This window comes from Frigoribacterium sp. CFBP9029 (assembly GCF_034045305.1).
Taxonomy (GTDB): Bacteria; Actinomycetota; Actinomycetes; order Actinomycetales; family Microbacteriaceae; genus Frigoribacterium.
The window spans coordinates 231,596-245,710 of the sequence record NZ_JAXCWB010000005.1 but is presented as its reverse complement, the minus strand read 5'-3'; the positions used below and the strand labels follow the sequence as shown (position 1 = coordinate 245,710).

The 14,115-nt window shown below is 70.7% G+C and carries 10 protein-coding genes; 4 read left to right on the top strand and 6 right to left on the bottom strand.

Going from position 1 to position 14,115, the window contains the following annotated elements:
- The 5 genes from mmsA to SOM11_RS09280 form a co-directional block, all read right to left on the bottom strand.
- Positions 1-1,521, bottom strand: a complete 1,521-nt coding sequence (gene mmsA / locus SOM11_RS09300) for a multiple monosaccharide ABC transporter ATP-binding protein (protein ID WP_243214810.1) — start codon at positions 1,519-1,521, stop codon at positions 1-3.
- A 357-nt stretch (positions 1,522-1,878) separates the two neighbouring features.
- Entirely contained in the window at positions 1,879-2,898 is a 1,020-nt protein-coding gene (locus SOM11_RS09295; RefSeq protein ID WP_192058732.1) for a LacI family DNA-binding transcriptional regulator, read from the bottom strand.
- A gap of 117 nt (positions 2,899-3,015) precedes the next feature.
- Positions 3,016-4,395 (bottom strand): MFS transporter, encoded by a 1,380-nt coding sequence (locus SOM11_RS09290; protein WP_320477850.1) that lies wholly within the window; start codon positions 4,393-4,395, stop codon positions 3,016-3,018.
- Positions 4,396-4,459: 64 nt separating this feature from the next.
- The gene (locus tag SOM11_RS09285; RefSeq protein ID WP_192058737.1) at positions 4,460-5,617 is read right to left on the bottom strand and encodes a cystathionine gamma-synthase; all 1,158 of its coding nucleotides are present in this window, start codon (positions 5,615-5,617) and stop codon (positions 4,460-4,462) included.
- Positions 5,618-5,661: 44 nt separating this feature from the next.
- Entirely contained in the window at positions 5,662-7,026 is a 1,365-nt protein-coding gene (locus SOM11_RS09280; RefSeq protein WP_320477849.1) for a cystathionine beta-synthase, read from the bottom strand.
- 264 nt (positions 7,027-7,290) lie between these two features.
- On the opposite strand from SOM11_RS09280, the gene SOM11_RS09275 reads away from it, so the two are divergent.
- Both SOM11_RS09275 and SOM11_RS09270 read left to right on the top strand, forming a co-directional pair.
- Positions 7,291-7,959 (top strand): DUF3105 domain-containing protein, encoded by a 669-nt coding sequence (locus tag SOM11_RS09275; RefSeq protein WP_192058741.1) that lies wholly within the window; start codon positions 7,291-7,293, stop codon positions 7,957-7,959.
- The gene (locus SOM11_RS09270) at positions 7,956-8,690 is read left to right on the top strand and encodes a DUF305 domain-containing protein (protein ID WP_192058744.1); all 735 of its coding nucleotides are present in this window, start codon (positions 7,956-7,958) and stop codon (positions 8,688-8,690) included. Before SOM11_RS09275 ends, SOM11_RS09270 begins: the two co-directional genes overlap by 4 nt.
- A gap of 47 nt (positions 8,691-8,737) precedes the next feature.
- Here SOM11_RS09270 and SOM11_RS09265 read toward each other — a convergent pair whose 3' ends face one another.
- On the bottom strand, positions 8,738-10,606 hold the full coding sequence (locus SOM11_RS09265) for an ABC transporter ATP-binding protein (protein WP_320477861.1): 1,869 nt from the start codon (positions 10,604-10,606) through the stop codon (positions 8,738-8,740).
- A 196-nt stretch (positions 10,607-10,802) separates the two neighbouring features.
- Between SOM11_RS09265 and SOM11_RS09260 the strand changes: the two genes are divergently transcribed.
- Both SOM11_RS09260 and SOM11_RS09255 read left to right on the top strand, forming a co-directional pair.
- Positions 10,803-12,392 carry a LuxR C-terminal-related transcriptional regulator gene (locus SOM11_RS09260; RefSeq protein WP_320477848.1) on the top strand — a complete coding sequence of 530 codons (1,590 nt, stop codon included), beginning with the start codon at positions 10,803-10,805 and terminating at the stop codon, positions 12,390-12,392.
- 73 nt (positions 12,393-12,465) lie between these two features.
- Positions 12,466-13,929, top strand: coding sequence for an APC family permease (locus SOM11_RS09255; RefSeq protein ID WP_320477847.1), 1,464 nt, complete (start codon positions 12,466-12,468; stop codon positions 13,927-13,929).
- Positions 13,930-14,115: the final 186 nt, after the last annotated feature.

Sequence of the window (14,115 nt, the reverse complement as noted above, 5' to 3'; positions counted from 1 at the left end):
TCATGCGGCGTTCTCCTTCTTCTTGGACGTCATTGTTCTCATCAGCGTCTCGGCGTCGGCCTCGGACGCGTCGATCTCGTTCGTGACGGTGCCCTCGAAGATCGTGTAGATCCGATCCGAGAGACCGAGCAGCTCGGGCAGCTCGGACGAGATCACGATGACGCCCTTACCCTGGGCCGCGAGCTGGTTGATGATGTTGTAGATCTCGAACTTCGCGCCCACGTCGATGCCGCGGGTCGGTTCGTCGAGGATGAGGATGTCGGGGTCGGTGAACATCCACTTCGCCAGCACGACCTTCTGCTGGTTGCCGCCCGAGAGCTTCGCGACGCCCTCGTCGACGGTCGGCGTCTTCACGCGGAGGCTCTTGCGGTAGTCCTCGGCGATCGTGTGCTCCTGGTAGCGGTCGACGACCGAGCCCCGCGAGATCTTCGACAGCTTCGCCGACACCGTCGAGCGCTTGATGTCGTCGAGCAGGTTGAGCCCGAGCACCTTGCGGTCTTCGGAGACGTAGGCGAGCCCGTTGTCGATCGCGTCGCGCACGTTCTTGATCTCGATCTCGCGACCGTCTTTCACGATCGTGCCCGAGACGAACTGCCCGTACGAGCGTCCGAAGACGCTCATCGCGAGCTCGGTGCGACCGGCGCCCATCAGCCCGGCGAGACCGACGATCTCGCCGCGACGCACCGTGATGTTCGACCCCTTGCAGACGAAGCGCTCGGCGGTCTGCGGGTGACGCACCCACCAGTCCTTGACCTCGAAGAGCACGTCGCCGATCTTGGGGGTGCGGTCGGGGAACCGGCTCGCCAGGTTGCGGCCGACCATGCCGCGGATGATGCGGTCCTCGTTGACTCCGTCGGCCTTGACGTCGAGGGTCTCGATCGTCTTGCCGTCTCGGATGATCGTGATCGAGTCGGCGATGGCCTCGATCTCGTTGAGCTTGTGGCTGATCATGATCGACGCGATGCCGCGGCCCTTGAGCCCGCGGATGAGGTCGAGCAGGTGCTGGGAGTCCGCCTCGTTCAGCGCGGCCGTCGGCTCGTCGAGGATGAGCAGCTTGACGTTCTTGTTCAGCGCCTTGGCGATCTCGACGAGCTGCTGCTTGCCGACGCCGAGGTTCTTGATGGCGGTGTCGGGGTCGTCCTTCAGGCCGACCCGGGCGAGCAGGTCGATGGCGCGCAGCTTGGCGGTCGACCAGTCGATGGCGCCGAAGCGCGTGGGCTCGTTGCCGAGGAAGATGTTCTCGGTGATCGAGAGCTCGGGGATCAGGGCGAGCTCTTGATGGATGATCACGATGCCGGCCGACTCGCTCGACTTGATGTCGCGGAAGCGCATCTCGTCGCCCTGGTAGACGATGTCGCCGGTGTAGGTGCCGTACGGGTAGACACCCGAGAGGACCTTCATCAGGGTCGACTTGCCGGCGCCGTTCTCGCCGCAGATCGCGTGGACCTCGCCGGCCCGGACCTGCATCGACACGGCGTCGAGGGCCTTGACGCCGGGGAACTCCTTCGTGATGCCGCGCATCTCGAGGATGATCGGGGACTCAGCCACGCGCGCCACCCCCGCGGGTTCCGCTCGTCGTGATGTGTGCACCGGGCACGCTGACCTCCACGTTTCGACTTCTCTGTCGGTCCGCCGCTCCCTACGGGCGTGGCGGGCACTGTCTGTTCGGCGTCGGGCGGCGATCCGCACCAGAGGCTCCGGATCGTTGCGGTGACTGAATGTGACCGTTCACACCGCGACTGGAGCAAAGCTAATCCTGAGAATGCCCCGTGTCAAACGCCGTGGCCGATCTGTTATGAAGCGGTGCCGAGCCGGTCGACGGTCGGGCCGCGGAGAGGCCGCCGAGGAGGCGCCACGACGCTCTCCGCGCCCCTCGCGTCACAGGAACCACGGTCGATCGGTCGAGGCCCTGACGATCAGCTCGGCGGCCAGCAGGGTGCGGTCGATCACCTCGTGCCCCTCGAGCTCGCCGATGACGAGTTCGACCGCGCGACGCCCGATCAGGTCGAAGTCCTGCCGGACGGTCGTGAGCGGGGGCCACAGGTGCGCCGCCGTGGGCGCGTCGTCGAAGCCGACGACGCTGACCTCGCGCGGGACGTCCACGTCCGCCTCGCGGAAGGCGTGCAGCAGCCCGACGGCCATCAGGTCGTTCGCCGCGAACACCGCCGTGAAGTCGCGGCGCCGCAGCAGCTCCTTGCCGGCGAGGTAGCCGAAGTCCGCCGTCAGGTCGCCGAGGATGGGCGGCTCGATCGAGAGCTCCGCCTCGCCCATCTCGAACAGGAACCCCTGCATGCGCTCGTCCGCCTCGATCCAGTCCTGCGGGCCGGCGACGTGGACGATGTGGCGGTGACCGAGGTCGATGAGGTGCCGGGTGGCCAGGCGGGCGCCGGCGAACTGGTCGACCGACAGGCTGTGCGCCCGATTGCGCTGCGTCGAGTCGAGGGCGACGATCGGCACGTCGAGGTCGAGCTCGTCGATGACGTCGAAGAACTTGCGCTGCGGCGCGATGACGATGATCGCCTCGACCGCCTGACTGGTCAGCAGGTCGAGGCTCGCGCGGACGTCGTCGTCGGCTCGCGTCGTGCTGGCGATGCTCAGCCGGTAGCCGGCCGCCCTCGCCTCCGCCTCGATCGCGTTGACCATCGTCTGCGGGCCGAAGTGGACGTTCTGCAGCGTGAGCACGCCGATCGCGCGCGAACGGCTGGTCACGAGGGCCCGGGCCGCCTGGTTAGGGCGGTAGCCGACCTGCTCGATCACGTCGAGGACGCGCTGCCGTGTCGCCGGCCGGATGCTCGGACTGTCGTTGAGGACTCGGGAGACGGTCTGATACGAGACGCCGGCCAGAGCGGCGACGTCGCGGATGTTGGGAGCACGCACCTTGTCGATGTCAGGCTTCACCGTGGCTCCGTCGCTCTGTCACGAGCGGTGTGACCGTACACATCGCTGTCTGCAGACCATTATGCAGTTCTGCGGGCCGCGTCTCGACCACGGGACGACGACGGCAGGAGGCGCGGTTCACGTCCGTCGAGGCACCGCGCGCCCGCTGAGCACCAGCGCCAGCAGCGCCACGGTCGAGCCGATCGCGAAGCAGGCGGCGAACGCGTACGGGCTCGACGCCCCGCCGAGCAGGCCGAAAGCGCCGCCGGCCACGGCGAGCGCCACGGCCGAGCCCGCCGAGTCGGAGATCGTCAGGGCGGAGCTGTTGAAGCCCCGGTCGGACCCGGTCGACAGCGCCAGCGTCAGCACCGAGAACCGCGGGTACATGAAGCCCATGCCGAACCCGGCGAGGGTCCAGGTGGCGATGAGCGCACCCGGCGCGAGACCGAGGAGCGGGGTGAGCGTGGCGACCACGAGTCCGCCGAGCACGAGCACGATGCCGATGCGGATGCCCGTCCGCTGCGGGACCCGCTCGCCGAGGCGCCCCTGACTCCAGCTCGCGAGGGCCCAGCCGAGCGCCCCCGCCGTCAGAGCGGTGCCCGACGCGGACGAGCTGAAGCCGTAGCGATCCTGGAGGAGGTAGGGGATGTAGACCTCGCTGGCGAGGAACGCCGCCCCGACGAGACCGCGGAGGAGCACCAGGGTCGGGAGACCGGCGCGAGCACGCAGGGTGCCGGGCGGCAGCAGCGGACGCAGGGCGATCGCGAGGGCGACCACGGCGGCGACGACCACGGCCACCGCGACGGCCGGCTCGAACTCGTCGACGAGGTTCAGCGCCAGGACCCCGAGTGCGGCGCCCACCGCCCAGAGGATCCGTCGCGGACTCCAGGGCACGGCGCCCCCGCCGTCGGCGCGGTCGGGCGGCGGGACCCGTCGGAGGCTCGGCAGGATCATCACGAAGGCGGGCACGGCCAGCACGACCGCCCCGACGAAGACCCAGTGCCAGCTGAGGCTCTCGGCGACGAGACCGGCGATCAGCGGGCCCACGAGCGCCGGGACGACCCAGGCGGCGGCGAACCCCGCGAAGATCGACGGATGCAGAGCCGGCGGGTAGAGCCGCGCGACCATGACGTAGAGGCCGACGATCACCGCGCCCGACCCGAGCCCCTGCACGAGTCGCCCGAACAGGAAGACCGTCATGTCGGGGGCCGCGCCCACGACGAGCAGACCGACCGCGAAGAGCAGCATCGACGCGATGACCACGACCCGGGGGCCGCTCCGGTCGGCCCAGTTGCCGGCGACCACCATGCCGACCAGACCGGTCGCGAGCGGTGCCGCGAAGCTGAGCGAGTACAGGCTCTCGCCGTCGAGGTCGGCGCTGACGATCGGCATGATCGTCGTGACGGCGAGCGACTCGAACGCGGCGATGCCGATCAGCGCGCACATGCCGAGCGTCGCCAGGAGATACCTCCGGCTGAGGACCCCCTCGGGGCGGGTGCTCAGTGCGCCGTCGGACATCCCCCCACCCTAGGCCGCGCCTCCCTCGCTCTCCGCCCCTCCGCGTCGAGGAGGCGCAGGTCGACTAGTCGGACGTGGCCCGGTCGAGCGCCTGCAGCACGTCGGCGAGCAGGTCGTCGACGTCCTCGATGCCGACCGAGAGACGGACGACGGTCTCGGGGACCTCGAGCTCGGTGCCGCGCACCGACGCGTGCGTCATCTCGGTCGGGTAGCCGATCAGCGACTCGACGCCGCCGAGGGACTCCGCCAGCTGGAAGAGCTCGGTCGACTCGGCGAAGCGACGTGCGACGGACGGCCCGGCGGCCAGCGAGACGGAGATCATGCCGCCGAAGGCCCTCATCTGGCGTGCCGCGATGTCGTGCCCGGGGTGCGAGGCGAGACCCGGGTAGTAGACGCGGTCGACGGCGGCGTGCCCCTCGAGCGCGTCCGCGATGGTCGCGGCGTTCGACGAGTGACGGTCGACGCGGACTCCGAGGGTCTTGATGCCGCGGACGGTCAGCCAGGCCTCCATCGGAGCCGACACCGCGCCCGCGCCGAACTGCAGGAAACCGATCTTGTCGGCGAGCGCCTCGTCGTCGACGACGACCGCTCCCCCGACGACGTCGGAGTGACCGCCGATGTACTTCGTCGTCGAGTGCACGACGGCGTCGGCCCCGAGCGACAGGGGCTGCTGCAGGTAGGGCGACGCGAAGGTGTTGTCGACGACGACGAGGGCGCCCGCCGCGTGGCCGATCTCGGCGAGCGCCGTGACGTCGCTGATCTTCATCAGCGGGTTGCTGGGGGTCTCGACCCAGAGCACGGCGGTCTCGCCGGGGCGCACCGCGGCGCGCACGGCGTCGAGGTCGGTCATCTCGACGGTCTCGAGCACGACACCCCACGGCACGTGCAGCCGGTTCACCAGGCGGTGGGTGCCGCCGTAGACGTCGTTGCCCATGACGATGCGCGAACCGGGGCGCAGGACCGACCGCAGCAGCGCGTCTTCAGCCGCGAGACCCGAGGCGAAGCTGAACGCGTGGCTGCCGCCCTCGAGGTCGGCGAGCAGGGTCTGCAGCGAGTCGCGGGTCGGGTTGGCCGACCGGGCGTACTCGTACCCGCCCCGGAACCCGCCGATGCCGTCTTGCACGAACGTCGACGACTGGTAGATGGGCGGGACGACGGCACCGGTGGTGGGGTCGAAGTCCTGACCGCTGTGGATGGCGCGGGTGGAGAAGCCGTGGGTCATGCGGGTGTCCTTTCGAAGGGGACTGCGATGCGGAGGTGCCTGGATCAGGCGGAGACGAAGGCGAGCACGTCGTGGCGGGTGATGACGCCCACCGGCTTGCCGTCGTCGGTGACGAGCAGCGCGTCGGTCGACTCGAGGGCGGTGCGCGCGGCGGTGACCGACTCGTTGATGCCGATCAGCGGCAGGGGCTCGCCGACGAACGGCGCGAGGGCGTCGCCCATCGTCGCTCCCCCGGCGAAGAGCGCCTCGAGCAGGGACTTCTCCTCGATGGCGCCCACCACCTCGCCGATCACGACGGGGGGCTCGGCCGAGAGCACCGGCATCTGCGAGACGCCGTAGGTGGTCATGATGCCGATCACGTCGTGGACGGTGTCGCTCGGGTGGGCGTGGACCAGCTCGGGCAGCGAACCGGTCTTCGACGCGAGCAGGTCGCGCACCGTGCGCTCGTCGGTGCTGTCCGAGAAGCCGTACGAGCGCATCCACGCGTCGTTGAAGATCTTGCCCAGGTAGCCGCGGCCGCTGTCGGGCAGCAGCACGACGACGACGTCGTCCGGTCCGAGCTCGCGGGCGACGTCGAGGGCGGCGGCCACGGCCAACCCGGACGAACCGCCGACGAGCAGCCCCTCCTCGCGGGCGAGGCGCCGGGTCAGCTCGAACGACCGGGCGTCGGAGGCGGCGATGATGCGGTCGACGACGCTCGGGTCGTAGGCGCTCGGCCAGAAGTCCTCGCCGACGCCCTCGAGCAGGTAGGGCCGCCCGGTGCCGCCGCTGTAGACGCTGCCCTCGGGATCGGCCCCGACGATCTGCACCGCGCCTCCTGAGATCTCCTTGAGGTAGCGACCGGTGCCGCTGATGGTGCCGCCGGTGCCGACGCCGGCGACGAAGTGCGTGATGCGCCCGTCGGTGTCGCGCCAGATCTCGGGCCCGGTCGTCTCGTAGTGGCTGAGCGGGCCGTTCGGGTTGGCGTACTGGTTCGGCTTGAAGGCCCCGGGGATCTCCCGGGCGAGGCGGTCGGAGACGCTGTAGTACGACTCGGGGCTGGTGGGCTCGACGGCGGTCGGGGTGACGACGATCTCGGCGCCGTAGGCCTTCAGCACGTTCCGCTTGTCGTCGCCGACCTTGTCGGGCAGCACGAAGACGCAGCGGTAGCCCCGCTGCTGCGCGACGAGGGCGAGCCCGACGCCCGTGTTGCCGCTCGTGGGCTCGACGATGGTGCCGCCGGGCTTCAGCAGACCCTCGCGCTCGGCGGCGTCGATGATGCGGGTGGCGATGCGGTCCTTCGACGAGCCGCCGGGGTTCAGGTACTCGACCTTGACCAGCACGGTCGCCGTGATGCCCTCGGTCACCTTGTTGAGCTTGACGAGCGGGGTGTCGCCCACCAGGTCGAGGACGGTCTCGGCGTACTTCACGAAGGCTCCGGTTCTCCGCCTCCGTCGTGGGGTGCGGATTCGAGGTGACGGGCTCGGGTCGCGCCGGTGGCGACCAGACGTCGAGTCTATCGAGGCGCCCTGCGACTGTTACGGGGCGAGACCCGCGGGGTCTCCGGCGACGGGTGTCGGACGCCCGGACGGTGCAGACACTGCACGCTGTGACCTTCCTTTCAGCGTCGTGTGACCGAGAATGGGTCGGCTACTCCGATGTCACATCGGCCCCTTCTCACGACAGGACCTCACATGGCCAACGGCAACAACGACAAGCCCTCGGTCAAGCAGCAGCGCGACGCGCGGCGTCAGGAGAAGGTCGCCGCGCTCAAGAAGCAGCAGGAGAGGGCGAAGCGCAACCGCCTGATCGGCATCGTGACCGGCTCCGTCGCCGGTCTGGCCGTGATCGGCATCGTCGTCGCCTTCGTCGTCACCAGCGGGCAGCCGCGCGAGAACCCGCGCGACATCGTCGTCGAGGGGGCCCAGACCTTCTCCGACCTCACCGCGAACCACGTCACCGGCCCGGTCGACTACGCCCAGACCCCTCCGGCGGGCGGCGACCACAACCAGATCTGGCTGAACTGCGGCGTCTACACCGAGCCGGTGCCCAACGAGAACGCCGTCCACGACCTCGAGCACGGCGCCGTCTGGTTCACCTACGACCCCGCTCAGGTGAGCGAGGCCGAGATCGAGGAGCTCCGCGACTTCGCCCCCAGCACCTACGCCGTCGTCTCGCCCTACGAGGGCCTCGACTCCCCCATGTACGTCTCCGCGTGGGGCGCGCAGCTGCCGTTCGCCAACGTGACCGACGACGAGGAGGCCGTCTCCGACTTCGTCACCAAGTACTGGAAGTCCGGCGACGCCCCCGAGCCCGGCGCCCCCTGCACCGGCGGTGTCGACGGAGCAGGCAAGATCGCGTGACCGACGCCGACCGTGGCGGTACCGGGGCGGGTGTCGTCGACCCGACCCGCGCCTCCCGGGGTCGCCGCATCCGGTTCGTGGTCGCCGCGGCCCTCAGCATCGCCCTCGTGCTGCTGATCGGCATCGCCGTCGGTCGGCTCAGCTCGCCGAACCCGGTCACGCCCGGCACCGAGAGCGTCGAAGCGGGCTTCTCGCGCGACATGCAGGTGCACCACGAGCAGGCCGTGCGGATGGCCATGATCGTCCGCGACCGCACCGACGACCCGGCGACGCGGTCGATGGCCTACGACATGGCGCTGACGCAGTCGCAGCAGGCCGGGCAGATGTTCGCCTGGCTCGAGCTCTGGGGGGTGCCGCAGGCCCCCTCCGAACCGACCATGACCTGGATGTCGCGGCCGACCCTCGACGGTTCGTACGGCGACCACGAGCACACCCCGTCCGGAGGCGCGGGCGGCTCGGCCACGCCGGTCGCCACCCACGAACCCGGCGGTCCGATGCCGGGGCTCGCCACCGACGAGCAGCTCGCCGCGCTCGAGGCGGCCAGCGGCGTCGAGGCCGAGCGCATGTTCCTGACCCTGATGATCGCCCACCACCGCGGCGGGGTCGAGATGGCCGACGCCGTGCTCGCCCGCAGCGAGAACCGTCAGGTGCGGGTCTTCGCCACCGGCATGGTGCAGAGCCAGGAGAGCGAGATCGACGCGATGGAGGACATGCTCGCCGAACGCGAGTAGGCCGGCGCCCAGCCGAGGGGCGCTCCGCGACGGGGCCGCCGCAGAGCTCAGCCGGTCGTGACCTGCTGCCCGTAGAGCTCCGCGTACACGCCGCCCAGGGCGACCAGTTCGTCGTGCGTGCCCCGCTCGACCACGCGCCCGGCGTCGACGACGAAGATCACGTCGGCGGCCCGCACGGTCGAGAGCCGATGCGCGATGGCGATCGTGGTGCGGCCGCGGGCGGCGGTGTCGAGCGCCTCCTGCACGACGCGCTCCGAGACCGTGTCGAGCGCGCTGGTGGCCTCGTCGAGCACGAGCACCGCAGGGTCCTTCAAGAGCACCCGGGCGATTGCGATGCGCTGCTTCTCGCCGCCCGACAGCCGATAGCCGCGCTCGCCGACGACCGTGTCGTAGCCCTCGGGGAACGACGCCACGGTGTCGTGGATGTTCGCCCGCCGGGCCGCGTCGACGATCTGCTCGTCGGTGGCGTCGGGCCGGGCGTACCGGAGGTTGTCGGCGATGGTCGCGTGGAAGAGGTACGTCTCCTGGCTGACGATGCCGATGTGCTCGACGAGGGACTCCTGGCGCAGCTCGCGGACGTCCGTCCCGGCGAACCGCACCGCGCCTCCGGAGACCTCGTAGAACCGCGGGATCAGATACGACACCGTCGTCTTGCCGGCCCCGCTCGGTCCGACGAACGCGGCGAACTGACCCGGCGCGATGTCGAACGAGACCCCGTCGAGGGTCCGCTGGCCGGGCTCGGCGTCGGGGTACGAGAACGACACGTCGTCGAACTCGACCCGGCCGAGACGCGACTCGTCGACGGTGCGCGCCGAGGGGTTGTCGTCGATCGCCGGGTGCAGGTCGAGGTACTCGAAGATGCGCGCGAAGAGCGCGCCGGACGTCTGCAGGTCGAGGGCGACCCGCAGCAGCCCCATGAGGGGGAACGTCAACCGCGCCTGCACCGTCGTGAAGGCGACGATCGTGCCCGCCGTCACCGGCACGTCGCGGAGGATCAGCCAGGCCGCCACGAGGTAGATGACCGCGGGGATCACCGACAGGAAGATCTGCACGACCGCGAAGAACCACTGCCCGCTCATCTGCTGGCGCACCTGCAGACCGATCTGGGTCCGGTTCTCGGCCGAGTAGCGCTCGATCTCGGCCCTCTGCTGGTTGAAGCTCTTCGCCAGCAGGATCCCGCTGACGCTGAGCGCCTCCTGCGTGATGGCGGTCATGTCGCTCAGCGACTCCTGCGTCTCCGTGGCGATGCGCGCCCGCACCTGGCCGACCCGGCGCTGGGCGACCACCAGCAGAGGGAGCAGGATCACCGTCACGACGGTCATCTGCCAGCTGAGCACGAGCATCGAGACGAAGGCCGCGATGACGGTGACGGTGTTGCCGAGCACGCTCGAGATCGTGTTGCTGAGGACGTTCGCGACTCCGCCGACGTCGTTCTGCAGCCGCGACTGGATGACACCGGTCTTGGTGCGGGTGAAGAACGCCAGCTCCATGTTCTGCAGGTGACCGAACAGCCGGATCCGCAGCGCCCCCATCACCTTGTTGCCGACCGTCGCGGTCAGGAAGGTCTGCCAGACGCCGATGCCCGCCGACAGCACCCAGAGTCCGATCATCGCCCCGACGAGCTCGAGCAGCACCGGCACGTCCGGGCCACCGCTCGGGAACAGCCCGCGGTCGAAGGCCTGCTTCGTGAGCAGGGGCGGCAGCACGCTGATCGCGGCCCCGATGAACACGAGCACGACGGTGACGACCAGAGCCCGCTTGTGCGGCCCGAACAGCCCGCGGATGCGTCGCAGCAGATGCGGCACCCGGGGGGCCTCGGCGTTGGCCGCCTTCTGCGCCCGGGCGTCGCCGCTCGAGACGCGACCGGGGCGCGTCCCGCCGCCGCGCATCCCGCCGCCCGAGGCGACGGAGTCCATCCTGCTCATCCGCCAACGGTACGCCGAAGACCATCGGGGTACACGTTCGGCCCCCATTTCAGGGCGCTTACGACCAATTGATCGATGGAGCGGAGATGTCACCTTAGTATGAGCGCGACGGATGGACGACCACCATCCCGACGCCGTAGTCCTCGTACCCGACCGAGGAACCCCGATACGGCAGAGGTTAGGACCCGTGAACACGCCTGACGATACGGCCGCCGACTACCCGAGCGCCGAGATGCAGCCCGCCGACCACCGGGCTGCCCTCGACGCGATCGAACGCGCCTGGACGAGCATCGCGCCCCTGCAGGGGGCCCGACTGCGCGAAGCCATCCGTTCGACGCCCGAAGACGAGTGGCGGGGCCGCCCGCGCATCCTGCTGGCCCTCGCCGCCAGCCACCGCTCCGTCGGCTCGCGCTCGCGCAGCGCCGCGCTGCCCTGGTTCCGAGGGGTCGCCAAGGCCATCGACGCCGATCCGACGATGTCGCTGGAGGTGCGGGCCGGCTACCACATCCATCTCGCCGCCGCGCTGCGGTCGCTCGGCAACCTCGTCGTCGCCCACGAGCACCTCGAGGTGGCTCGCACCCTGATCGAGAACGACACGACCGAGTCCATCAGCACGCGCATCTCGCTCAGCGCCTCGTTCTCGCTGCAGCTCGGACTGATCCGCGTCCACTACGGCGAGTACGACCAGGCCCAGTTCGCCCTCGGCCTCGCCGGCGGCCTCGCCGTCGAGCACCTGAGCCTCGCCGAACGCGTCGAGTGCCTCTCGGCCCTGGCGTACGTCGCGATGCTGCTGGGCGACTTCCGCCTCGCCGACGAGCACCTCGAGGCGGCCGAGGCGCTGGCCGAGGGCACAGAGCTGATGTCGAGCGTCTTCGCCGCGCTCGCGCAGATCACCCGGCTGCAGCTCGCGCTCGAACGCGGCGAGCCCGGCGTCGCCGCCCCCGTCGAGTCCGTCCGGCTCGCCACCCGCGGCAGCGACTGGGAGGCGCACGGCTGGTTCGCCGAGGCCCACGCCTGCCTCGTCGAGCGCCGCTACATCGAGGTGCTGGACCTGCTGGCCCGGATCACCCGGCTGGTCGACGCCTTCACCGGCACGTCGACGCTGCCGGCCGCCATCGCGTCGCTGCGGTCCGAGACGATGCGCTGCCTCGGTCAGCCGCAGGAGGCGCGGCGTCTCGCGGCCCCGCTCGTCCCGACCCCGAGACACATCCAGTGCCCGGCCCGCGTGCTCGCGCTCGTGCACCTCGCGGCCGGCGAACCGGAGGCCGCGCTCGACGCCCTCGAGCCCTGCCTGGTGCTCGGCGACCTCCACAGCGACCGCACGATGCCGCACGTCCACGCGATCGTCGCCGCCGCGCACCTGGCCCTCGGCGAGACGGCCCGGGCCGACATCGCGTTCGACCGGTCGCTCCTGGCCGCCGGGCGCAACGAGTCGGTGTGGATGTTCTCGACCCTCGGGGACGACGTGCTGCGGCACCTGCTCGAGCGGGCCTCGCACCGCGAGCAGTCGCAGCCGATCCGGGCGAGCCTGGAGCGCCTCCTCGGCTCGTCGGTCGACGCGACACCTCGCCTCGACGAGCCCCTCAGCGACCGCGAGCTCGTGATCGTGCGCCACCTGGCCACCGGGCAGACGCTCGGCCAGATCGGCAGTCAGCTGTTCATCTCGGTCAACACCGTCAAGAGCCATGTGCGGAGCATCTACCGGAAGCTCCAGGCGTCGTCCCGTCGCGAGGCGATGACGAGGGTCCGCGAGCTCGGTCTGCACATCGACGACTGACATTCCCCCTCGGAGGGCGCGGAGGGCGTGATGCGACGCCGAGGGCGCTGCGGGTGCCTGGTAGCCTCTCGCGGTGCCCAGAGACACCGCCTCGCCATCCGCCCGCCTCTCGCTCGCCGCCCAGCTGCGGCAGCGCAAGCCCCTCGAGGCGTTCGCCGCCGAGAGCGACGCGAGCGCCGCGGCGGCCACGGACTCCGCAGGTCGTCCGCGTCTCCGGAGGTCGCTCGGCGTGTGGCACCTGACCGCGATCAGCATCGGGGCGACGCTCGGCACCGGGATCCTCGTCGTGCTCGGCACGGCCGTGCCCCTCGCCGGGCCCGCCGTCTGGATCGCCTTCGTGCTCGCGGGCGTCGCGGCCCTGCTGTCGGCGCTGTCGTACGCCGAGATGGCCGGCAGCGTGCCCGTCTCGGGGTCGAGCTACAGCTACGCCTACGCGACGCTCGGCGAGGGCCTCGCCTGGGTCTGCGGCTGGTGCCTCGTGCTCGAGTACGCCGTGTCGGTCGCCGCGGTGGCGGTCGGCGCCGGTCAGTACGTGAACGAGGCCCTCGGCGTGTTCGGCCTCGCACTCCCCGACGCGATCGCCGAGCCCCCGGGCGCCGGCGGGGTCGTCAACCTGCCCGCGGCCCTGCTCGTCATCGTCGCGATGCTCGTGCTCGTGCCGGGCGCCCGCGAGGGGGCCTGGGTCAACACCGTGCTCGTTGTCGTCAAGATCGGGCTGCTGGTGTTCTTCGTGGCGGTCGCCTTCAGGGCCTTCAGCGCGGGCAACTTCGAACCCCTCGCCCCGATGGGCGCCGCAGGCGTCTCGGCCGCGGCGTCGCGGTTGTTCTTCTCGTACATCGGCTTCGACGCGGCGTCGACGGCCGGCGAGGAGGCGCGCGACCCGAAGAGGGACCTCCCGCGGGCGATCATCGCCTCGATCGTGATCATCACCGTGCTGTACATCCTCGTCGCGGTGGCCGCCATCGGCGCCCGCCCGTGGGAGACCTTCACCGACGGCGAGGCGTCGCTCGTCGCGATCGTGGCCGAGATCACCGGTCAGCCGTGGGTCGCGTTCGTGTTCGCCGTCGCCGCCGTGCTGGCCATCGCGAGCGTCGTCCTCACCGTGCTCTACGGCCAGACCCGCATCTTCGTGTCGATGTCGCGCGACGGACTCGTGCCGAGGGTGCTCGGTCGCATCTCGCCCCGCACGCAGACGCCCGTCGCCGGCACGCTGATCGTCGGCGGCGCGGTCGCCCTCGCGGCGGCGCTGGTGCCCCTCGGCGCCCTCGCCGACGCCACGAGCATCGGCACACTGTTCGCCTTCGCCCTCGTCAACGTCTCGGTGATCTGGCTGCGCCGCAACCGGCCCGAGCTCGACCGGACCTTCCGTGTGCCGCTCTACCCGGTCGTGCCGGTGCTCGGCTGCGCCTTCTGCGTGCTGCTGATGGTGACGCTCGGCTGGATCACCTGGCTCGCGTTCGGCGTCTGGATGCTGGTCGGCGCGGCGGTGTACCTCGGGTACGGGCGCCGGCACTCGGTGCTCGCCCGCGCCTCCTGACGGCCCGTTCCGGTTCGACGGGTCGCCGTCACTCGGTGCTCGCGTGCGTTTTTCGAGGGCACGATCCGGTTCGGCGGGTTCCTGTCACTCGGTGCTCGCGTGCGTTTTCCGAGGGCACGATCCGGTTCGGCGGGTCGCCGTCATTGGGGGGGGGCGGCGGCGCGCCCCGCGCCCCCCCGCAGAGCG